This is a genomic window from Methylomonas rosea, assembly GCF_024505055.1.
In the GTDB taxonomy this organism is placed as follows: domain Bacteria; phylum Pseudomonadota; class Gammaproteobacteria; order Methylococcales; family Methylomonadaceae; genus Methylomonas; species Methylomonas rosea.
In genome coordinates this window covers 36,683-57,882 of record NZ_JANIBL010000029.1, presented here as the reverse complement: position 1 = coordinate 57,882, position 21,200 = coordinate 36,683, and the positions used below count along the sequence as shown (strand labels likewise).

The 21,200-nt window shown below is 48.2% G+C and carries 16 protein-coding genes and 1 pseudogene; 15 read left to right on the top strand and 2 right to left on the bottom strand.

The window, feature by feature from the left end:
- Positions 1–216, bottom strand: a pseudogene (locus NP589_RS10815) (hypothetical protein); the annotation flags it as partial.
- Positions 217–410: 194 nt separating this feature from the next.
- The gene (locus NP589_RS10810) at positions 411–716 is read right to left on the bottom strand and encodes a hypothetical protein (protein ID WP_256606985.1); all 306 of its coding nucleotides are present in this window, start codon (positions 714–716) and stop codon (positions 411–413) included.
- Between the two features lie 1,190 nt (positions 717–1,906).
- On the opposite strand from NP589_RS10810, the gene amoC reads away from it, so the two are divergent.
- From amoC to tssE, 15 genes are all read left to right on the top strand, one after another.
- Entirely contained in the window at positions 1,907–2,659 is a 753-nt protein-coding gene (gene amoC / locus NP589_RS10805; protein ID WP_256606984.1) for a bacterial ammonia monooxygenase, subunit AmoC, read from the top strand.
- Positions 2,660–2,776: 117 nt separating this feature from the next.
- Positions 2,777–3,526, top strand: a complete 750-nt coding sequence (gene amoA / locus NP589_RS10800) for a bacterial ammonia monooxygenase, subunit AmoA (protein ID WP_026603002.1) — start codon at positions 2,777–2,779, stop codon at positions 3,524–3,526.
- Between the two features lie 89 nt (positions 3,527–3,615).
- Complete coding sequence (gene amoB / locus NP589_RS10795) at positions 3,616–4,860, top strand: bacterial ammonia monooxygenase, subunit AmoB (protein WP_026603003.1); 1,245 nt, start codon at positions 3,616–3,618, stop codon at positions 4,858–4,860.
- Positions 4,861–4,976: 116 nt separating this feature from the next.
- On the top strand, positions 4,977–5,381 hold the full coding sequence (locus tag NP589_RS10790; RefSeq protein ID WP_256606983.1) for a hypothetical protein: 405 nt from the start codon (positions 4,977–4,979) through the stop codon (positions 5,379–5,381).
- A gap of 852 nt (positions 5,382–6,233) precedes the next feature.
- Positions 6,234–7,604, top strand: coding sequence for a type VI secretion system-associated FHA domain protein TagH (gene tagH, locus NP589_RS10785; RefSeq protein WP_256606982.1), 1,371 nt, complete (start codon positions 6,234–6,236; stop codon positions 7,602–7,604).
- Positions 7,605–7,683: 79 nt separating this feature from the next.
- Positions 7,684–9,024, top strand: coding sequence for a type VI secretion system baseplate subunit TssK (gene tssK / locus NP589_RS10780; protein WP_256606981.1), 1,341 nt, complete (start codon positions 7,684–7,686; stop codon positions 9,022–9,024).
- A 4-nt stretch (positions 9,025–9,028) separates the two neighbouring features.
- A complete protein-coding gene (icmH, locus tag NP589_RS10775; RefSeq protein WP_256606980.1) occupies positions 9,029–10,339 on the top strand; it encodes a type IVB secretion system protein IcmH/DotU in 1,311 nt (436 codons plus the stop codon).
- Between the two features lie 45 nt (positions 10,340–10,384).
- The gene (gene tssM, locus NP589_RS10770; RefSeq protein ID WP_256606979.1) at positions 10,385–13,897 is read left to right on the top strand and encodes a type VI secretion system membrane subunit TssM; all 3,513 of its coding nucleotides are present in this window, start codon (positions 10,385–10,387) and stop codon (positions 13,895–13,897) included.
- Positions 13,894–15,441, top strand: coding sequence for a type VI secretion system-associated protein TagF (gene tagF, locus NP589_RS10765; protein WP_256606978.1), 1,548 nt, complete (start codon positions 13,894–13,896; stop codon positions 15,439–15,441). Before tssM ends, tagF begins: the two co-directional genes overlap by 4 nt.
- Before the next feature lie 635 nt (positions 15,442–16,076).
- The gene (tssA, locus tag NP589_RS10760) at positions 16,077–17,114 is read left to right on the top strand and encodes a type VI secretion system protein TssA (protein ID WP_256606977.1); all 1,038 of its coding nucleotides are present in this window, start codon (positions 16,077–16,079) and stop codon (positions 17,112–17,114) included.
- 46 nt (positions 17,115–17,160) lie between these two features.
- Positions 17,161–17,691, top strand: coding sequence for a type VI secretion system contractile sheath small subunit (tssB, locus tag NP589_RS10755; protein WP_064010370.1), 531 nt, complete (start codon positions 17,161–17,163; stop codon positions 17,689–17,691).
- Positions 17,692–17,694: 3 nt separating this feature from the next.
- Positions 17,695–19,182, top strand: a complete 1,488-nt coding sequence (tssC, locus tag NP589_RS10750; protein WP_020483720.1) for a type VI secretion system contractile sheath large subunit — start codon at positions 17,695–17,697, stop codon at positions 19,180–19,182.
- A 166-nt stretch (positions 19,183–19,348) separates the two neighbouring features.
- Positions 19,349–19,831, top strand: coding sequence for an Hcp family type VI secretion system effector (locus NP589_RS10745; protein WP_020483719.1), 483 nt, complete (start codon positions 19,349–19,351; stop codon positions 19,829–19,831).
- 57 nt (positions 19,832–19,888) lie between these two features.
- A complete protein-coding gene (locus NP589_RS10740; protein ID WP_256606976.1) occupies positions 19,889–20,695 on the top strand; it encodes a type VI secretion system accessory protein TagJ in 807 nt (268 codons plus the stop codon).
- Entirely contained in the window at positions 20,695–21,198 is a 504-nt protein-coding gene (tssE, locus tag NP589_RS10735; protein ID WP_256606975.1) for a type VI secretion system baseplate subunit TssE, read from the top strand. Before NP589_RS10740 ends, tssE begins: the two co-directional genes overlap by 1 nt.
- Positions 21,199–21,200 lie beyond the last annotated feature (2 nt).

Below are 21,200 nucleotides of genomic sequence, written 5' to 3'. Positions count from 1 at the left end.
AGTGTCCATTTTTATTAGACCACTACATTTCAATTGATCGAGATAGTCGCCGAGTTTGGGGTGCGGCTGATGTTGTCGGGTCGAATAAACCGGCTCTTTGATCGTTTTGAGATGTTTACGAATGGTGGGACGGGAAAGCCTGAACTGTTTCGTTAGGTCGTTGGCGGTTACATGCTCGACAAAACGCAGCCGCCTGATTTCGGCAATCACTTCCATTTTTATCACTCCAGGATTCTCCGGCAAAAAGACGGTCATTGAACAACCTCGGGTGAAAACTTTTCAACCGCTGAAAATCTTGGAAACGGAGCGCCAGCGAAGTGAAGATTTTTAGTCCCTGATAGTCTTAGCGCCTTGCAGGTTTTCGCAGCGAAGCGGAGAAAACCTGCAAGGCATTGTGACATGGCGTCAAGTCATGCGAGAGCCGATGTTTCGACCCCTTGTTGGATCGGAGCGAGGTGAAGCGGACGATTCGGGGCGCCGCAGGCATAAGCGGTCGCATGATTTTTGCCGATTTTTTCCTGCTGGGAAGCTCGAAAAAATCTTTCGGCAAAAATAGCGACTCCTCGGGCTTTTCTACCCAGGACCCTGGAAAGTTTTGCAGGCCGTTTTGCAATACTTAGAGATATTCGAATACGTGTTGTTTGGCTGATTGGCGAGTTAATAAACCGCTCGCGATGGGTGCCGCCCATTTTTAAGTTATGATACTTGCGGTTCATCGTGCTGCCATATTGGTTGCCTTTTTGCTATTACGGCTAATCAATTGGTGCTTGTTTAACGGTTTTTGGTAGGCCGCTGAAAAATACTGGTCCCCTATCCAATGTGCGGTTATATCATTGGTCACATCCAAAGCCTTATGGTCTGGGTGTAGCAGGTCGATGCCCTGATCATGCGTTCTGCTCGGCCATTCTATTCGCGTCAAGTATGCAACTCCAGCGCGACGGCAAAATACAACCACTGGTGTATAGGTGATCTCCGACGCCTGTGTTTGATGAGTTCGACCGGCATCAATATCCTCATTTAGCGGGTTGGAAGCTGTCAGCGCTTAATGGTTACTATTGTTGTTTGTCTTAAATTCTCCATTTACCTAAGTCTTTCATTGGCATGTGGTTTCAAAATATGAAGGTCATTTTGCAAAGCGCGCGTTAACTATCACCATTGAGCCGTTTGCTGTTTTGTGCCGCGAGCGTTGAGTCGGGAGCAAAATCAAATAGGCATTTCACTCCAAGGGCTAATTGCAGGCGAATCAGCAGCACCCTGCGAGGGTGTCCGGGTTCTGATATCAGCAAACTACCTCTGAAACCAGTGCTCTCGACACACTAAGGTATCGCCAAATTGCGATTCAAGGGCTTATATGCTAAGGGTGTTCTGCGAAGTAATAAGAACGCTACAAGCCCGCATGTGTTCCTGGGTATTCTTATGCTGTGACTGGAGTGAATTCAACCTGCTAAGATTTTATTATTCAAATGGTTGGCCCGTTTTACGTCTTTTGGAAGCCGGGTTATAAAGCCAAGGCTGGGAAATATTTAAATTCCGGGGCCGCAGATAACCCGGCCGCAGTTGGCGCGCTCACCGGCTTTTGCTACTTGAACTGTGGCGAATATTGCGTGGACCTGATTGCTTGTTGAGAGGAATGGTTTGTTTTCATAAGACTCGTTGGTTATAGCGGGATTGCTCGCTACTGTGTGTCTGTGAATAGGGGGTAGGGGGTTGATCTCGGGTTTGCGAATTGGAGACAACAAGCGCTTAGATAAAATAGCTTAATTTATCTTGACAAGGATTTGGCAAGTGGTAGACTGCCACGCACCTCAAGGGACCGGGGTGTCTTCAATAAGAAGGCTAAATAACAAGGAAAAACAAAGAACTCCCGATTTGATCGGGGATTTAGATAATCTTTTAGGAGGTAGAAATGGCTGCTACAACTGAATCAGTTAAGGCTGATGCTGCGGAAGCACCGCTTTTAAATCAAAAAAACCTGTGGGCTGGTATCAGCCTGTATTTGGTTTTTTATTCTTTCATTCGTTGGTATGAAGGTGTTTATGGCTGGTCAGCTGGCTTAGACTCTTTTGCTCCAGAGTTTGAAACATACTGGATGAACATGTTGTACATCGAGATCGTTATCGAAGTACTGCTGTTTGCCGGTATCAACGGCTATATCTGGAAAACTCGTGATCGTAAAGTTATGTCAATCACTCCACGTGAAGAGTTGAGAAGACACTTTACACACTGGACATGGTTGGTTTGCTACGGCTGGGCTATCTATTGGGGTGCTTCTTACTTCACAGAGCAAGACGGTACATGGCACCAAACTATCGTTCGTGATACTGACTTTACTCCAAGTCACATCATCGAGTTCTACCTGTCATACCCAATCTACATCATCACTGGTTCAGCTTCTTTCATGTACGCAAAAACAAGACTGCCTACATACCACGAAGGTCTGCACTTGATGTATCTGATTGCGGTTATCGGTCCATTCATGATCCTGCCTAACGTAGGTTTGAACGAGTGGGGTCACACATTCTGGTTTATGGAAGAGTTGTTCGTTGCTCCATTGCACTACGGTTTCGTATTCTTTGGTTGGGCTGCTCTGGCTGTAATGGGTGTTGTGAACACCGAAGTAATGGCAATTGCAAAATTGCTGAAAAAAGATCTGGCTTAATAGCTTATCTTTAAAAGTAAAAATACTATCTCCTTTCCTGCCGCTGCTTCGTTTAAGTGGCGGTAGGATAAAGAGAAGTGAAAAAAATATAATTTTAATTCTTTAGGAGGTAAGCTAATGAGCGCATCTCAATCAGCTGTACGTTCACGTGCGGAAGCGGTACAAGTTTCCCGTACGTTCGACTGGATGATTCTTTTTACACTGTTCACAGCGGTTCTGGGCGGTTACCACATTCACTATATGTTGACTGGCGGTGACTGGGATTTCTGGACCGACTGGAAAGATAGACGTCTATGGGTAACCGTAGCTCCTATCGTTTCTATTACGTTCCCTGCGGCTGTTCAAGCATGCTTGTGGTGGAGATACCGTTTGCCAGTTGGCGCGACTCTTTCTGTAGTTGCTCTGATGGTTGGTGAGTGGATTAACCGTTATATGAACTTCTGGGGCTGGACATACTTCCCAGTAAACATTTGCTTCCCATCTAACCTGTTGCCAGGTGCGATCGTTCTTGACGTTATCCTGATGATGGGTAACAGCATGACTCTGACCGCTGTTGTTGGTGGTTTGGCTTATGGTTTGTTGTTCTACCCAGGTAACTGGCCTGTTATCGCTCCATTGCACGTGCCTGTAGAATATAACGGCATGATGATGACTTTGGCTGACTTACAGGGTTACCACTATGTTCGTACCGGTACACCTGAGTACATCCGTATGGTAGAGAAAGGTACATTAAGAACTTTCGGTAAAGACGTTGCTCCAGTATCAGCGTTCTTCTCTGGATTCGTTTCTATCATTATTTACTTCTTGTGGCACTTCTTCGGCAGATGGTTCGCTAAAACCGACTTCATCGCTGACGACGCGTCTTAATTAGAAGAATAGTAAGAAAATGAACCTGGTGGTTCTAGATAGCTACCAGAAAGTCTTAATTAAAATTCTCTAGTGATAGAGGAGGAAATATGAAAATAATAAAAGACAAAGTTGCAAAACTGTCCTTTGTCGCACTGTTGGTCGCAATGACAGCAGCGATGTTCTATGCTCCAACAGCATCTGCTCACGGTGAAAAATCACAGGCTGCGTTCATGCGTATGCGGACGATTCACTGGTTTGACCTGAACTGGTCAAAAGAAGAAGTGCCTGTTAATGAAACTATGACAATTTCTGGTAAATTCCTGGTATTCGCAGGCTGGCCAGAAACTGTTGATAAACCAGAAGTTTCATTTTTGAACGTTGGTATCCCTGGTCCTGTATTTATCCGTGCAGGTTCTTGGATCGGCGGTCAATTGGTTCCTCGTTCAGTGTCTTTGGAATTGGGCGAAGTTTACGAGTTTAAAGTTCTGCTGAAAGCTCGTCGTCCAGGCGACTGGCACGTTCACTCAATGATGAACGTACAAGGCGGTGGTCCTATCATCGGCCCAGGCAAATGGGTAACCATTACTGGTTCTATGAGCGAGTTTGTTAACCCAGTTACAACTTTGACTGGTCAAACAATCAACTTGGAAAACTATGCTCTGGACAACGTTTATTTCTGGCACGCAGTATGGTTCGCAATCGCGTTCGCATGGTTGTTGTTCTGGATCAAACGCCCATTGTTCGTTCCACGTCATATCGCTGTTAGCACTGGCAAAGCAGATTCTCTGATCTCAGCTGGCGACAAAAAAATCGGTATGCTGTTCGGCGTAGGTACTATGGTTATCGTTGCTGCTTCTATGGGCGCTACCAACGAAAAATACCCTGTAACTACTCCTTTGCAAGCTGGTTTGTTGCGTGGTATGAAAACTTATCAAATGCCTGAAGCTAACGTTTCAGTTAAAGTTGATGATGCTACATACCGTGTTCCAGGTCGTGCAATGCAAATGACTTTGACCATCACAAACAACGGCGATTCAGCTGTTCGTTTGGGTGAGTTCAACACAGCAGGTGTACGTTTCTTAGATCCAGCGGTTCATGAAGATGATACTGCTTACCCAGACGATTTGCTGGCTGAAGAAGGCTTAACTGTTAGCGATAACAGCCCTCTGGCTCCAGGCGAAACACGCACTGTCGAAGTTACTGCTTCTGACGCTGCTTGGGAAGTATATCGTTTAGCTGACTTGATCTACGATCCAGACAGCCGCTTCGCAGGTCTGTTGTTCTTCTGGGATGAAAAAGGTAACCGTCAATTGGTAACAGTTGATGCTCCTCTGATCCCAACTTTCATCTAATAATGAAAGTTTCCTAAGTAGAAATACTTAGGAAGAAACTGAAAACCCTCGCTATTGAAAAATAGCGGGGGTTTTTTTTGGTTAATATGCTCGGAAAACGCAGGAAAATATAAAAAATGAAAAAAATGTTAGTAATTGTTGGGATATTAGTATTAAGCGGTTGCTCGGAAAAAGAAGAGTATCAGTCCGTAGTATTGGAGCAAATGAAGCAGGATAAAGATCTTAGGGACTACGGAATTGAGCCGGAAACAATGACAAAATGTGTCGTCGATACTTCGTCAAATGATATGCCAGGATTATTCTTACTAGATCCTGAAAGACGAAAGGCGTATAAAAATTACGCCAAAATGTTAGATCTTAATAAGTCTAAGGACCCGCAGAAGACCCTAACTGAATTACGAGAAAGTTTTGGTGCAGCCAAAGAGCTTGCAGAAGCACATTCAAATTACGTTGAAAGCGTAGTCGAATGTATGTCTGGATTAGTGACTGGTGGTGAAGAAAAATTAAAAAATACAAAATAGTACAATCTGATGACGAATTCAAACGGATTGACGATAAAGTCTTGGAAAGTAGTAAACCACTCGGAATTTAATTGGGTGAGTTAAGTGTAAAGTTTTTACGGAACCTATTTTAGTTATCACTCAAAAGTGAAGTACAAAACCCAAATGCAAGTGAGTCCCACGTTGGGAGTGTATTCCAAAAATTACAAGTATCTCTTCAGGTTAAAACAATGGGTTATCAGGGGTTTATATCAGCAAGGCACTGATATTAGAGATGTAGTAAAAGGTCCGATAATATTGCGGAAACGGCACGCTAACTTATTACATCATCGCCGTCGTTATCATAGGTCTTTTGGAGCGCTGCGCTGCAAAAAATCGTCCCGATTTTAGGGGGGCTCTAATTAATGCAGTTTTTCAAGAAAAACGATGAGCAAGCAACTGAATCAGTAGGTGCTTAAGTTCGAGATAGCGAATTAATCAGAGCTTCCTTAGGAGTTTTACACCCAAAGTCATAATTTAGCATATCCCGCCAAACTAATTATCAATGCATCTTTGCTCAGCTCGCCGGGACATCAAGTTAATAGCTGGCTTTCTAATTGGGTCAAAGTAAATTAATGTTGTGGTGGAAATGAGGCAAAGCCATCGGATTTAGACCCGAATGCTTGATTGAAAAACGATAAATATTTTGACACTAGGTAAGCGAGGCTTCGCTACCGTTATTTTGGAGACTTAAACAATCCGCGATGACAGCTCTTATGATTGAATATCGAGCAAAGTGATAAAGTTAGATTGCAAAAATGACTAAGCTTTTTTGATAAAAGCTGACGTAAGTTGCTAAGCTATTTAACTAATGTTAACGGTAGGACGACAATCGTGCCAATTATCTTAAAAGTACTTTCTTACAAGGGTTTACCATTACCTACTGAATTGAGTGCCGAATTCAATCAGTTAGGAGGAACGATAGGCAGAAAGGCGGGAAACACTCTAGTGTTACCTGACACAGAAAACTTTGTATCAGGGCACCACGCTGAAATCATTTACCAGGACGGCGGCTACTTGATAAAGGATACAAGTAAAAATGGTACATTTTTGTCTAATGCCGGACTTAATATAAATGATGCGCAAGCAAGATTGCTAGATGGTGAAGTTTTACGTATCGGCGAATATGAAGTTATTGTGGAACAGTCAGCCGAAATATTACCAAGTTCACCCATTAGTATCGAGAGTCTTTCGCCTTCACCATTTGCCGAATCGTTTCCAAACGATCAGCAGTCAATAGTAAATGAACCGCTGAATTTCTCGATTCCGCATAGCGCAGCGAATTCTCCGTTCGGAGAACGTCCTCCAGCATCCCCTTTTCACGACAGCTTTACCCCGCCCGAGGTGTTACCTCCCGAGAATGATGGTAAAGATATTGCCGAATTCTTAAAAGGGTTAGATTCATTAGGTGCATTGGATACACCTTTCAATGCGTCTCCCGAAGTAGAGTTTCCGAATTTTGAATCAATAAGTTTATCCAAGCCTATTCCTTCGCATATAGAGTTGGATTCTGAAGACATATTCCAAAATGCGTCTAATATTGAATGTGAAGTTGAACCCACCGCGGTTCCGCAAGACAGTGAAATAGAGTTTACGCTAACACCGAATAAGGACCGCTATACCAGTTCGAAATCGGCTGACTTATCGCTCATGAAGATGTTTCTGGATGGTGCAGGAATAAAAGATCACACATTCTTAACAGAAGATCAGTGGCCGGAGGCGATGAAAGTTACCGGTGTGTTGTTCCGAAATTTGATCGAAGGCTTGATGGATGTTTTGCGCGCACGCGCGGAAATGAAAAGTGAATTTCGAGTTTCCGTCACCACAATCCGCTCTTTTGACAATAACCCGCTAAAATTCAATCCTGATGTGGAAAGTGTGCTTAAGCTAATGCTCGCGCCGAATAATCCCGCGTTTATAAATTCAAATGATGCAATAAATGAAGCTTTCAAAGATGTCAAATTTCACCAACTAGCGATGACGGCAGGTATCCAGGCTTCTTTGGCAGAAATTTTGCACCGCTTCGATCCGGAGAGTTTTGAGAAAACTTTGGGCGAAGGCATTGTTTTTCAAAGAAAAGCCAAGTGTTGGGAGCTTTTTTGCGAAAAATATCCGGAATTAAAAACACAAGCAATTGAAGGATTTTTTGGGGAAGAGTTCGCTGAAGCTTATGAAAAACAGATGCGTCTATTTGCGAGGCGGTGAAAGTTTGCAAGTTTATTGGGTTGGCAGCGCAGTTTTCATAAGTCATTGTTCTTAAATAATAAACGGTACCGAATACAGTATGTCAATCAATAACAGGATTGTTTGGTCGGAAGGCATGTTCCTTAGGCCGCAGCACTTTCAACAACATGATCGTTATCTGGAAAGCCGAATCGATGGTCGATGTTATGGAATTAGGGCATACGACTGGGGTTTTTCCTCGCTAAAGCTGGATGGAGCACAATTGGCAATCGGAAAAATCACTCTGATTGATGCCAGAGGCATTTTCCAGGACGGTACTCCGTTTCATTTGCCTGACGAAGATGAGCTGCCTTTGCCACTGGATGTCTCTGAAGGCGTCGCTAATGAAGTGGTGTATTTAGCATTGCCGCTGAGTCGTCCGGACGCTGTTGAGGTTGACAGCGACAATAACCCTGACGGATTGGCGAGATACCGAGTTACCCATAGGGACGTCAGAGACAACAACGCCGGTTATGATGCTCGTTACCCCGTGCAGATAGGCAGCATTCGTCCGAAACTTATGCTTGGCGATCAAGAACGATCAGGCTATCTATGTCTGGGTGTTGCCAATATCGTTGAGGTGCGCGCCGACAAAACAGTCGTACTGGATGACAAATACATTCCCGTGGCGTTGCAATCGGCAGCCAGTAGTATTTTGAACGGCTTTGTCCGGGAGCTGCAAGGTTTGCTGCATACCAGAGGTGAGGCTTTAGCAGCACGCGTTGCTGGTACTTCACAAGGTGCCGGTGTCGCAGAGGTGGCAGACTTTATGTTGCTGCAAACCATCAATCGCTATGAGCCATTGTTGGCACATTTGGCTGGAAATACACTACTCCATCCGGAAGCGCTATTTTCCTTATGCTTGCAGCTGATGGGAGATCTGGCGACTTTCTACCGTCAAACTAAACGGCCAGCGGTGTTGCCAGAATATCGGCATGACGACTTGCGTATTTGCTTTATGCCGTTAATTGACGAGTTGCGACGCTTGCTGAGCATGGTGCTTGAGCAAAATGCCATTCAAATTCCTTTAACCAAGCATAGCCAGTCGGTGTATTACTCGGGTCGCCCGGATGTGAAATTATTGGAGCAGGCAATCTACATCCTGGCTGCAAGTGCCCAAGTATCGTCGGAAATGTTGCGTACACATTTTCCACCCCAGGTAAAAATTGGTCCTGTTGAAGAGATCACCCAACTGGTAACTGCTGCACTGCCGGGAATTTCAATTCACCCTTTGCCCGTGGCGCCAAGGCAATTGCCGTATCACGCCGGATGCTCTTATTTCGAACTGGACAAACAAAGCCCTTATTGGAAGAAAATGATGGATTCCGGCGGCTTTGCATTTCATATTGGCGGTAATTTTCCGGGATTGGAGTTGGAATTCTGGGCAATAAAAAAAGGGTGATGACATGGCGCAACAAGGACCTTTCGGCGATGACGACAAAACAGTGTTACGGCCTTCGCCTGGCGGAAGAATGCCTCAACAGTCGTCATTCACGCAAGTACCACCATCCCCGCCCCAGCAGCCGACTGCAACTATCAACATTCCTTCGCTGAGCTTGCTTTCAGGAGCGGATAGCGGTTCCTTATTGACTCTATCGGCTGGCATGCTTTCCTTGGCGGCTAGGCTTAGAACAACTGTTAGTTATGCCGGAGTTGATGAACTAAAACAAAAGTTGGCCAAAGAAGTCAGGGAATTTGAGAATCGTGGCTTGAATGCGGGGTTTCAGCAAGAAACCATGCGCATGGCGAGCTACGGTTTATGTACTTTTCTGGATGAAATTATCCAAAACACGCCCTGGGGCTCGCAGAGTAATTGGGGCCATCAAAGTCTGCTTATCCTTTTTCATAAAGAAGCCTGGGGCGGCGAACGCTTTTTCCAAATACTCGAACATCTGGTGAAACAGCCCGCGCAAAACTTACCGCTCATCGAGCTTTGCTATGTGCTGTTAAGTTTTGGATTCGAGGGCAAGTATCGGGTCATGACCAACGGCTCCAACGAACTGGAAAAACAACGTCTGGAACTGTATCAATTGACTCAGCGGGTGAGGGGGGATTTCCCGGCGGAACTGTCGCCGCGCTGGCATGGGCAAAAGAGCGGCAATAGCTCGTTGATCACGCAAGTACCCTTATGGGTGTTCGCTAGCGCAGCCGGCGGCTTATTACTACTTTGTTATCTGGGTTTTGCGTTTTTTATTAATTCGGCATCCGATCCGACGTATCGTGAGTTACTAAAATTGGCCAAGGAGCCTGTACAAGTTGCGGCGGCAGCAACTATAACCCCACCGCCCGCGCCCGCTATTGCAAACAGATTGGAACGCTTTAAGCCATTATTGCGCGACGAAATTGCCCAGAATATGGTTGAAGTGGTCGACGATAGCATCATCCGCGTCCGCAACTCCTTTCCCTCGGGTAGTGACCAAGTCAAGCCGGAGTTTCTGCCCATGTTGAAAAAAATCGCTAAGGAGCTTGAGAATGAACAAGACTCGATTTTGGTAACCGGGCATACCGACGACAAACCCATCGTATCGGCCCGTTTTCCATCCAATTGGCATCTGTCCGCGGCACGCGCTAAAAACGTCTTGGCGATTTTAACCGCATCCGCCCAATTAAAAGGTGCTGCCAGAGCCGAAGGCCGGGCCGACGGCGAGCCTTTGGCACCCAATGACACTCCTGAACATCGAGCCTTAAATCGGCGCGTCGACATCCTGATAAAGTGAGAATACCGCGTGGAACGGATAATCAGTTTTTTTAAAACAAAGTGGGTGCTTGAGCTGATCGGTATCGTGGTTTTGTCGGTATTGATTTGGTTCATCGGGCCCTTAATTGCGATTGCCGGCAGTGTGCCGTTGGAGTCAGATTTAAGCCGCATCGTAACGATAGGCGTAATAGTCGGATGTTGGTTGCTTTATCGGTTGATTGCATGGCTGTTGTCGCGTAAGCGCGAACAGCGCTTGATGGCCGATTTGGCTGGCGGAGCCGATGCAAACGATGCGCAATCGGCCTCCGCAGCCGAACTGGATGTGTTGAGTCGCGGCTTCGACGAGGCTTTAGCTTTATTGAAAACCACCAGCTCCAAACAACGCGGTCGGAAGCAGTATCTTTACGAACTACCTTGGTACGCAATTATCGGTGCGCCGGGATCCGGCAAAACCACAGCCTTAATCAATTCCGGATTGCAATTTCCGTTGGCCGAACGCTTGGGCAAGCATGCGGTAAAAGGCGTCAGCGGCACACGAGATTGCGATTGGTGGTTTTCGGACGAAGCAGTGTTATTGGATACCGCCGGCCGCTATACCACCCAAGATAGCCATCAAGAAGTGGATGCGACGGCCTGGCATGGTTTCTTGCAGCTGTTAAAAAAATATCGACCACGCCGCCCCCTGAACGGTGTATTTGTGGCAGTGAGTGTCAGCGATTTGATACAGCAGACTGAGGAAGAATTACGCCAGCATGCGGCGGCGATTCGGCGGCGGATTACGGAGCTTAATGCGCAATTGGGTGTGCAATTGCCGGTGTATGTGTTGTTCACCAAAGCCGACCTCGTGGCGGGCTTTAGTGATTTTTTCGCCAATTTGACCGAGGACGAGCGTAGCCAGGTGTGGGGCGAAACGTTTATTCGTGCGGACAACGATAAAGAGGATCTGGCCGCGCATTTATTGCAATTCGAGAAGGCCTATGACGAATTAACCGAGAGACTGGTGCAGCGCCGCTTGAAGCGTATCCAGGAAGAGCGCGATGTGCAGCGCCGTACGGCTATTTTCGATTTCCCGCAGCAAATGATGCTGTTCAAATCAGTGGCAACCGGATTTTTGGATGCAGCGTTCTCCACCAATCGCTACGAAGAGCCTTTCCTGTTGCGCGGTGTGTATTTCAGCAGCGGCACCCAGGAAGGGACTCCGATAGACCGAGTGATGGCTGCGTTGGCCTCAAGCTTTAGATTGGAAAGACAAGTGACGCCATTAATGAGCGGGCGCGGAAAAAGCTATTTTCTGACTAAGCTCCTAAAGCAAGTGGTATTTCCCGAAGCGGAATTGGTTGGTGTGGATCCAAAGGTCGAACGGCGTTTTCGTTTGATGAACCTCGCCGGCTTTGCCGCCACCTTTGCGATTGTAGCGATTGCCGTGGTGGTGTGGATGGTCAGTTTTGCCACCAATAAGTCGGCGATTGCCGATGTCGAAAAACAGATAGAAATTTACCGAGCCAGTAATCTTGCTCCAACAGATTCACGTTCCGGCTTCTTGGCCTTGCTGCCGAAGCTAAATGCCCTGCAAGCCGCCAAGGACGTGTACGCTCAAACCGGTTGGAGCAGCGGATTTGGTTTGTACCAGGGCGATAAAATCGATTCCGCTATCGATATTTCCTATGAGCGTTTGCTTCGCGAAAATTTTCAGGCTTTGATTACGCTACGTTTGAAAGAGCGCATGCAAGGCGATGAAGGCAAAAATCTGGATGTGCTCTATCAACTGCTGCGCGTCTATCTGATGTTCGGCGAGCCGCAACGGATGGACGCCAAGGTTGCGCAGCCCTGGGTGAAATTGGATTGGGAGCAAATGTTTGCCACCGACCCGGAGACCCAGGCCAAATTGCAGTTACACCTGGATAACTTGTTGGCTTTGAATTTGGATCCGGCAACACTTGATAATGGCTTTGTCGACGCAGTGCGCAATAAACTGACGCAAATTCCCATGGTCAATCAACTTTATAGCCGCTTTAAAAGCGAGGCGCTGTTTGATCGCAGTCACGACATTTCCGTCGCCGGACAACTGGCGCCGAACGGTGGCCGAGTGTTTACAGCAAACGGCAAGGAATTGGATACGCTGGTTGTACCCGGTTTGTTTAGCAGTTACGGCTATACGGAGCTGTTTCTGAAGAAAGGCATGGTTTACGTCAAGGAAGCCAGCGAGCAGAACTGGGTGCTCGGCGTAAACGGAGCCAGTACGCCTGTCGAAATTGATCGTTTATATAGCGATTTCAAACGCCTGTATTTGGGGGATTACCAAAAGACCTGGGATGGTGTGCTGACAGCGGTTAAATTCCGCCCGCAGCCCAGCAATAATCAGCTCGTAGATACTTTGGATCTGCTGTCGCGTCCCGATTCGCCGCTGAAGCTGTTGTTGGAACTGGTCGAAAAAAATACCGCGCTGAGCAAGCTCTCTTCCGAATTGGCCGATGCGTTGGCAAAATCCACGGGCGGTGCCTTGGCCGTGCCGGAGGCTGCCACCCAAAAACTGCTGGCGATGGCTAAGCAAAGCGATGGTGGCGTTGATCCGGTTAAGGCCTTGGAGACTTATTTCGAACCTTACAATATGCAAGTGCGGGGTGCTGCCGATAGGCCGGCTCCCATCGCCGCAACCTTGGCGAGTATCAAAAACCTGCATGATTATCTGATGCAGATTGGTTCGGCGCCGAATAGTGGCGGCCAAGCCTTGTCTACCGAGGCGGCGAGGTTCGCCGGTGGCGGTGTCGATCCTCTCCAAGCCGCCAAAATGGAGTTTGCCCGATTGCCCGGCCCGGTTGCGGCTTCCTTGAATGCCCTGACCAGCACGGGCGGACAGCAAATCAAAACTGGTGCGAAAGTCCAGTTAAACGAAATGCTGAAAACCGCCGTGACCATGCCCTGCAAAAGCGCTTTGGCCGGACGTTATCCGTTTGCAAAAAATACCCAGCAAGATGTGTTGATGGCTGATTTTGGCAAAGTGTTTGCCGCTAACGGGATTGTCGATCAGTTTTTTAACGCTAATCTCAAGGCGTTTGTGGATACCGCGGCGGTACAGTGGGCGGAGTTAAGTTCCGATAAGGCTCTGGGCTTGTCGGCAGCCAGTATTCGCCAATTCCAGATTGCCTCGAAAATTCGCGATGCATTTTTTCCCGGCGGCGGCGCGGTGCCGCAAGTGCAATTCGAGTTAAAACCCCTGGCGTTAGACGACAAAGTTGCCACCTTCAGATTAAATGTTGAAGGGCAGGAATTGGTGTATCGCCATGGTCCAGAGCAGCTAACCAAATTTCAGTGGCCCGGCACCAATAATAGTGCTGGAGTAAGAGTGGTGTTTGAAGGATTGGACGGCAAACAAGTGAGTAAGTCCAAGGAAGGCGCCTGGGCATTATTCAGAATGTTCGACGAGTTCAATATCCAACCTACCGGCTTGCCGGATCGCTTTAATTTGACCGTGCAACTGGAAGGCTATACCGCTAAGTTCGAATTGCGCGCGGCTAGCGTTAATAATCCATTTGGGATCAGCGAATATCAAAGCTTCCGTTGCCCGGAGTCCTTATGAGTTCTTTGGATGGGCTTAACGTCGGTTTTTTCGGGAAAGTGCCGAGTTTGGGCGATTTTGTCAGTAGGCGCTTGCCCAGGCATTTTATCGAGCCATGGGACCAGTGGTTACAGGCGTCGATGCGCTCGAGTCAGGAAACTTTAGGCGAAACTTGGCTCTCGTTGTTTTTGGTTAGCCCACTTTGGCGTTTCGCGTTAAGCCCCGGGGTCTGCGGGGCAAGCGCCTGGGCCGGTGTCATGATGCCTAGCGTAGACAGAGTCGGCCGTTATTACCCGTTAACCTTGGCGCAAGCGGTCAACGCAGAGTCTTTGCTGTCATTGTTTTCGTCGGATTCGGAATGGTTTGCGCAATTGGAAGACGCCGCTCTGTCGGTGTTGAACGAATCCTGCGATCTGGATCGGTTTGATAAGGGGCTGATGGCAATCGGTTCGGCAGACTCCCTGGCACCGCAGCGTTTTCAAGTTGATTCTAGCTGCGGGGTGGGGGCGGCCAACGGCAAGCTCGCGTTTCGTTTCGATTTGGCAGGCCTGGATCAGACGGACGCGCTGTTTCCGCGCTTGAGCCAGAGTCTGATCGAACGTTTTATGCCTGGGTACAGCATTTGGGTGAGCGAAGGAGGTCAGACGAATCACCCCAGTTTGCTGGTTTGCGAAGGTTTGCCGCCTATCGATGCTTATGCGAGTTTTTTGCAAGGTATGCCGCAGGCTGGCAGATCTTGGCATATGCAGAGTTATCAACAAAGTCAAAGCGTTAAAAAAACAGAGCGGGTGCCAAGCCTAGCCAGGGCGGACGCACTGGCGGGTGATTCTTTAGAGCTTCCTAACTCGCCCGCGTGGACTTCATACGGGGTCACGGTGGTTGGCAATAAGCGTAAACACAATGAAGACGCTTTGCTCGATTGCCCGTCCCTTGGTTTATGGGTGGTTGCTGACGGTATGGGTGGGCATCAGTCCGGCGACGTTGCCAGTCGCTTGGTGGTGGATTCCTTATCGACCTTGGAATTTAACCAAAACCTGGATAGTCAGGTTGAAGCAGTTTGCAATAGATTGCATAAGATCAACGAAGATTTATGCCTTTTTGCTTCGGGCATTCAGCAAGGTAGTATTGTCGGTACCACGGTGGTAGCTTTGCTTGCAAAAGAAGCAGAATGTGCGGCTGTTTGGGCTGGGGACAGTCGCTTATATCAACTGCGTAACGGCGCGTTTACGCAGATTACGCGCGACCATACCTTGATCGACGAATTGATGGATTCCGGCGTAATGAGCCGGGAAGTGGCGGCAAAGCAAGTCGGGGCGAATGTAATCACGCGCGCGGTTGGTGGACAATTGGCCTTGGCCTTGGATGTGGTTCGCTTTCAGGCGGCCAGCGGTGATCGTTATCTGTTATGTAGTGACGGCTTGGATAAAGAGTTGTCGGAAAGCGAAATTGCGGAGTTGATGGCCGCAGGTAATTGCCAATTGGCTGCAGAAGCCCTGATTAATCAGGCGTTGAGCAGAAGCGGTCGAGATAACATTACCGTATTGGTTGCAGAGTTTATTGGTTAAGACAGAATTCACAATGCTGTTTTAGACGCGGAACATCTGAGTTTATTCAGGGTTCCGGCGGACTTAATATAAATATACGATCAGCCTGACCATTAACCGCCATTACTCATAGGTCGGTATTAGTCCATCGGCATTGCTTTGGGCGCAGTCTTTCTTCCATTGCTCAATAGTATGGACCAGGCGACGCAAAGTTAAACGCAAGCTGATCTCCGCAAGTACCAAATATCGTATCCGATACGAAATATCGTGCTGATCTGTCTCTGCAATAGGGCCTCAAATTCGCGACAGGGTGGCCTATTTAACTTATAAATTGTTTTATATCATAGTCTTATAAGCGCGTGATAAATGTGTTCGTGGGGTGGCATGCTAAATGGTATAGCTAGGTTATCTATTAATCGGCAAATGCAAATTGATAGATATAAGAAACTGTGACAGGCACTGTTCTTTAGTTTAAAGCGGGACATAAAAAAGCGACTAGACTAATGCGGATTGGTTTTGGACTAAATACTGGTGTAACAAGTCCGGAGCAGAATAGAATCGTGTCGATTGTAAGAAACGGAACGCAGGGCACAAAGTTTCGTTATCGCGGTTCAATCGGTTGACGTTAACAATTGCATGACGAGAGAGGCGTGAAAATGGCAGATTTGTCCGGATTACTAGAACCCGTTTCGGCCGAGCACCCTTGTGGAGATAACCTTGAATATGACAGCGCCAGAGTGGCGTTGGACAGCAATATTTTAGGAACCCCTGAGAATCAGTTTTCCGGAGAGAAAGCGCTACCACCCAACTGGCGCGAAGTGTACAAGGAGGCGTTCGCATTGTTGCAACGCTCAAAGGATCTACAGGTCATCTTGTACTTGATCCGGACGCTTATCAATGTGGAAGGTTGGAGAGGTTTTCGCGATGGACTGGCGTTTCTGGAGGAATCTATATCCCGTTATTGGGACTCTATATATCCGCAGCTCGATCCCGACGATGGTATGGATCCGACGTCGCGAGTCAATATTTTGGAAGAGCTGGCCAGCTTCGACCTGATACTCAGGCCCCTAAGTTTGGCGGTACTGGTTGAGTCAAAAGCCGTTGGCCGCTTTTGTTTGCGCGATATCCAATACGCCACTGATCGGCTGGAAGTACCCAAGGACCTGACAAAGCCGGACAATGCAGCTATCAATGCGGCTTTTCTGGATGTAGATGATGCCGCTTTGACCGATACTTATCAGGCATTACTTGAGAGTATCAAGATAATTGAGCAGATCGATACTTTCGTTAACGAAAAAGTCGGTGCCAGCCAAGGCGCAGTGTTGACACCCTTGAAAGCTTTACTCAAGGAAGTTCGGGATGATTTTGATCATTACGCGGGATCGCGGTTGGCTGGCGATAACGAGAGCGGGGCAATCGAAAATGAAAGCAGTGCCGAGGTGGATAGTAATGATGTAAAACCGGTCAAATCGAGACCGGCGGTGAGTGGAGCTATCGAGTCGCGTCAAGATGTGGTGAGAACCTTGGACGCACTTTGTAAGTATTATGCTGACTACGAACCGTCTAGCCCTGTACCCATTCTATTGCGCAGGGCCAAGCATCTCGCAACGGCGGATTTTATGGAAATCGTCCAGAACTTAATGCCGGATGCGCTTTCCCAAATAAGTACCATAAAGGGTCCGGACCCGAGTTAAAAAACGATTTTTTGGTAGTCCTTCTTAATGTCAAGCGGAGAATACAATGGCTGAAAGTAGTCAGAAGTTTATACAACGGAACCGGGCGCCCCGGGTACAGATTGAATACGATGTCGAACTCTACGGTTCCGAAAAAAAGGTGCAGTTGCCGTTCGTGATGGGCGTGATGTCGGACTTGTCGGGCAAGCCTTCCGAGCCATTGGCGCCGGTAGCTGATCGTAAATTGTTGGAAATCGATGTCGATAATTTCAACGAGCGGTTGAAATCGATGAAACCTCGGGTTGCATTTCAAGTTGCCAATACCTTGACCGGCGAAGGCAATTTGAATGTCGATATCACCTTCGAAAGTATGGATGACTTTTCCCCCGCAGCGGTTGCCAAAAAAGTGGCAGGCTTGGATAAAGTCTTGGAAGCTAGAACCCAATTGTCCAACTTGATCACCTACATGGACGGTAAAACGGGTGCCGAGGAATTAATCGCGAAGTTAGTTAACGACCCAGCATTGTTGCAAACCTTGGCTGCTTCGGCGAAACCGACGGAAGCCGGCGGTGATGCTGCCGAAGGAAAAGGGGAGTAAGCCATGGCCGAATTAGAAACTCAAGGCGGACAGGGCGCAACTCAAACTCTGGAATTGGACGATTTTTCCGCATTATTGTCCAAGGAGTTCAAGCCAGGAACAGAAGCTGCCAATCAGGTCAATACTGCTGTAACAACCTTGGCCCAATACGCATTACAGGATGTTTCAAAAGTATCCGACGACGCAATTAAAACTATCCAGTCGATTATTGCCAGCCTTGACCAGAAGATCACCGAGCAATTGAATTTAGTCATACATCATCCTGATTTTCAAAAATTGGAAGGTGCCTGGCGCGGCTTGCATTACCTGGTTAACAACACCGAAACCGACGAAATGTTGAAAATTCGGGTGTTAAATATCACCAAAAATGAGTTGGGTAAAACCCTGAAAAAATTCAAGGGTACGGCCTGGGACCAAAGTCCGCTATTCAAAAAACTGTACGAAGAAGAATATGGCACGTTTGGTGGCGAGCCGTTCGGTTGCTTGGTGGGCGACTACCATTTCGACCACAGTCCGCAAGATGTGGAGTTGTTGGGCGAGATGGCGAAAATCAGCGCCTCTGCGCATACTCCGTTCATTTCCGGTGTGGCACCATCCGTGCTGCAAATGGAGAGTTGGTCTGAATTGGCGAATCCGCGCGATCTGACCAAAATTTTTCAAACGCCCGAATATGCGGCTTGGCGTTCATTGCGGGAATCCGAAGATTCGCGTTACCTCGGTTTGGCTATGCCGCGCTTCCTCAGCCGGTTACCGTACGGTTCGAAAACCGATCCTGTCGAGGAGTTTGATTTCGAGGAAGATACCTCGGGCGCCGACAGCAGCAAATATACATGGTCCAACGCGGCTTATGCCATGGCGGTCAATATTAATCGTTCTTTCAAGTTATACGGCTGGTGTTCGCAGATTCGCGGTATCGAGTCCGGTGGCGCGGTGGAAGGCTTGCCGGTGCATTCCTTCCCGACCGACGACGGCGGCGTCGACATGAAGTGTCCGACCGAAATCGCTATTACCGACCGGCGCGAAGCAGAGTTGGCGAAAAGTGGCTTCATGCCCTTGCTGCATAAGAAAAACACAGATTTTGCCGCGTTTATTGGTGCGCAGTCTTTACAAAAACCGTTCGAGTACCAAGACCCGGATGCCAGTGCCAACGCTAATCTGGCCGCCCGTCTGCCTTACTTATTTGCGACTTGCCGCTTTGCGCATTACCTCAAATGTATCGTGCGCGACAAGATCGGTTCGTTTAAGGAACGGCAGGATATGGAAGCTTGGCTGAATACTTGGATTAGCCAGTATGTACTAAGCAACCCGGCAGTGGCGACTGAAAAAGATAAAGCCCGGCGGCCGTTGGCTGGGGCAGAGGTGGTGGTAGAAGAGGTGGAAGGCAATCCTGGATATTATCAATCCAAGTTTTTCCTGAGACCGCACTATCAGTTGGAAGGGTTGACGGTTTCCTTGCGGCTGACGTCTAAATTACCGTCGCAAAAAGGTTAAGCCCTATTCGCTGAATAAGGCTAGGAAGTATGCTAATTGTCGGGTCGGTAATGCGAAATTCCCGGGACTGGCGATGGTTGTTTTATATGCCGGCGTGCCGGCGCTGTAAATCTTTGGGTGAGTACCCGCTTATGTTTTTTATCAGTAACTTAGAAAGGAGAGCATTATGATCTTATTAAATTTCGCAACAGCAATTAAAGGCGATAGCACAGTCGAAGGGCACAAAGATTGGATTACCCTAGACTCTTTGCAAATGGGCGTCGGCCGCGCCATCTCAACCAGCGGTACCGGCAAAGACCGTGATACCAGCAATCCTTCGTTTTCCGAAGTGACTATTACCAAAAGCATGGACATTGCCTCCACAGAGCTTTGGAGACAAGCCATCTGCGGTAAAAGTTTGGGCACCGCCACAATACATTTCATCCAAACTGCGGGCTCAGATTCCAAGGTTCAAGTCTATTACGAAATCGAATTGGGTGAAGCCATTATTAGCGGTTACAGCGCCTCCAGTGGCGGTGATCGTCCCAGCGAGAGCATTTCCATCAACTTCAACAAGATCACTACCAAGTACAGCACCTTTGGCGAAGGCACGGCACCGGTGGCTGGAGAACTAAAAGCTTGGGACTTGAAGCTAAACGCAGCTCCTTAAAGCGTGACCCCGGCTATTTCCTGATAGCCGGGGGTTTTTTATTTATCGGAGATTCCCATGCAGGACGTTTCACGGTTGATTGCCGACGGCGAATTGGACGCGGCATTGCAGCAGACCCAGCAACATATCAGGCAAAACCCGGCCGATCCTAAATCCCGTATCCTGTTGTTTCAGTTGTATTGCGTGCAGGGCCTATGGGACAAGGCGCTAAATCAACTCAATGTGCTGCGTGATTTGGATGCCTCCACGTTACTGATGGTTAGTACTTATGAGCAAGTTTTACTCTGCGAAGCGCTACGTAAGGATGTTTTCGCTGCGCGCAAAACGCCGCTGATATTTGGAGAACCACCTGCGTGGTTGGCCTTGCTTCTGGAAGCGCTTATGCGGGAAAGCAGTGGTGATTTTCAGCAAGCCGTAGCTTTACGAGCTCAGGCCTTGCAACAGGCCCCGGCTACAGCCGGAGCGCTGGACGGCACGCCGTTTGAATGGATAGCGGATGCTGATAGCCGTTTGGGCCCCGTATTGGAGGCCATTGTCAATGGTCGATACTACTGGGTGCCGTTTATGCAGATTAGCAAGATTCAGTTGGAAAAACCCACCGATTTACGCGATTTGGTATGGATACCGGCGCAATTTACCTGGATCAATGGCGGTGAAGCAAGCGGCTTGATACCTTGCCGTTATCCGGGCTCTGAAACGGCTGCGGACGCCCGCATCCGCCTGTCCCGTTTAACCGAATGGAACGAAGTCGCCGATGGCGTAATGCATGGCACCGGACAGCGCTTACTGGCCACCGACGTCGACGATTACGCGCTGCTGGATGTCCGCACTATCGAGTTTAACCCGGCGACAGGGCTTGAATAATGGCCGATTTACTGCACGCGGAACGTCTCCAACCATCCTTGTTGGATCGGTTGACTGATGAAGCGCCGGAAAAACGCGCGGAAACCCGCGAACAACGCGTGATGTCCTTACGCCAATTACGGCAGAGCGTCTTGCGCGACTTAAGCTGGCTACTTAACACCGCAGCGTTTGAGAGCATGGTTAATTTGGCCGACTATCCGTTTGTAGCCCGGTCGGTAATTAATTACGGGACGCCGGTCTTGTCCGGCGTATCGCTGACCGGGATTGACGTTAAAAAGATTGAACGCAAAGTCAGGCAGGCGATTAACGATTTCGAGCCGAGAATCTTGGCGGATTCGCTGTCGGTGGAATTGGCGAAAGCCGATGATCAAATGAATCACAAGGCGCTGTCCTTTCGAATCGAGGGGGATTTGTGGGCACAGCCGTTGCCCGTACATTTATACATTCGCAGCGACCTGGATCTGGAAACCGGCGAAATCAGCGTGAAGGAACTGGACGGTTAACG

Excerpts from the sequence above, each read along its gene's own strand:
- NP589_RS10810 (WP_256606985.1), bottom strand. The coding sequence starts at position 716 with ATGAACCGCAAGTATCATAACTTAAAAATGGGCGGCACCCATCGCGAG.
- amoC (WP_256606984.1), top strand. The coding sequence starts at position 1,907 with ATGGCTGCTACAACTGAATCAGTTAAGGCTGATGCTGCGGAAGCACCG.
- amoA (WP_026603002.1), top strand. The coding sequence starts at position 2,777 with ATGAGCGCATCTCAATCAGCTGTACGTTCACGTGCGGAAGCGGTACAA.
- amoB (WP_026603003.1), top strand. The coding sequence starts at position 3,616 with ATGAAAATAATAAAAGACAAAGTTGCAAAACTGTCCTTTGTCGCACTG.
- NP589_RS10790 (WP_256606983.1), top strand. The coding sequence starts at position 4,977 with ATGAAAAAAATGTTAGTAATTGTTGGGATATTAGTATTAAGCGGTTGC.
- tssK (WP_256606981.1), top strand. The coding sequence starts at position 7,684 with ATGTCAATCAATAACAGGATTGTTTGGTCGGAAGGCATGTTCCTTAGG.
- icmH (WP_256606980.1), top strand. The coding sequence starts at position 9,029 with ATGGCGCAACAAGGACCTTTCGGCGATGACGACAAAACAGTGTTACGG.
- tagF (WP_256606978.1), top strand. The coding sequence starts at position 13,894 with ATGAGTTCTTTGGATGGGCTTAACGTCGGTTTTTTCGGGAAAGTGCCG.
- tssA (WP_256606977.1), top strand. The coding sequence starts at position 16,077 with ATGGCAGATTTGTCCGGATTACTAGAACCCGTTTCGGCCGAGCACCCT.
- tssB (WP_064010370.1), top strand. The coding sequence starts at position 17,161 with ATGGCTGAAAGTAGTCAGAAGTTTATACAACGGAACCGGGCGCCCCGG.
- tssC (WP_020483720.1), top strand. The coding sequence starts at position 17,695 with ATGGCCGAATTAGAAACTCAAGGCGGACAGGGCGCAACTCAAACTCTG.
- NP589_RS10745 (WP_020483719.1), top strand. The coding sequence starts at position 19,349 with ATGATCTTATTAAATTTCGCAACAGCAATTAAAGGCGATAGCACAGTC.
- NP589_RS10740 (WP_256606976.1), top strand. The coding sequence starts at position 19,889 with ATGCAGGACGTTTCACGGTTGATTGCCGACGGCGAATTGGACGCGGCA.
- tssE (WP_256606975.1), top strand. The coding sequence starts at position 20,695 with ATGGCCGATTTACTGCACGCGGAACGTCTCCAACCATCCTTGTTGGAT.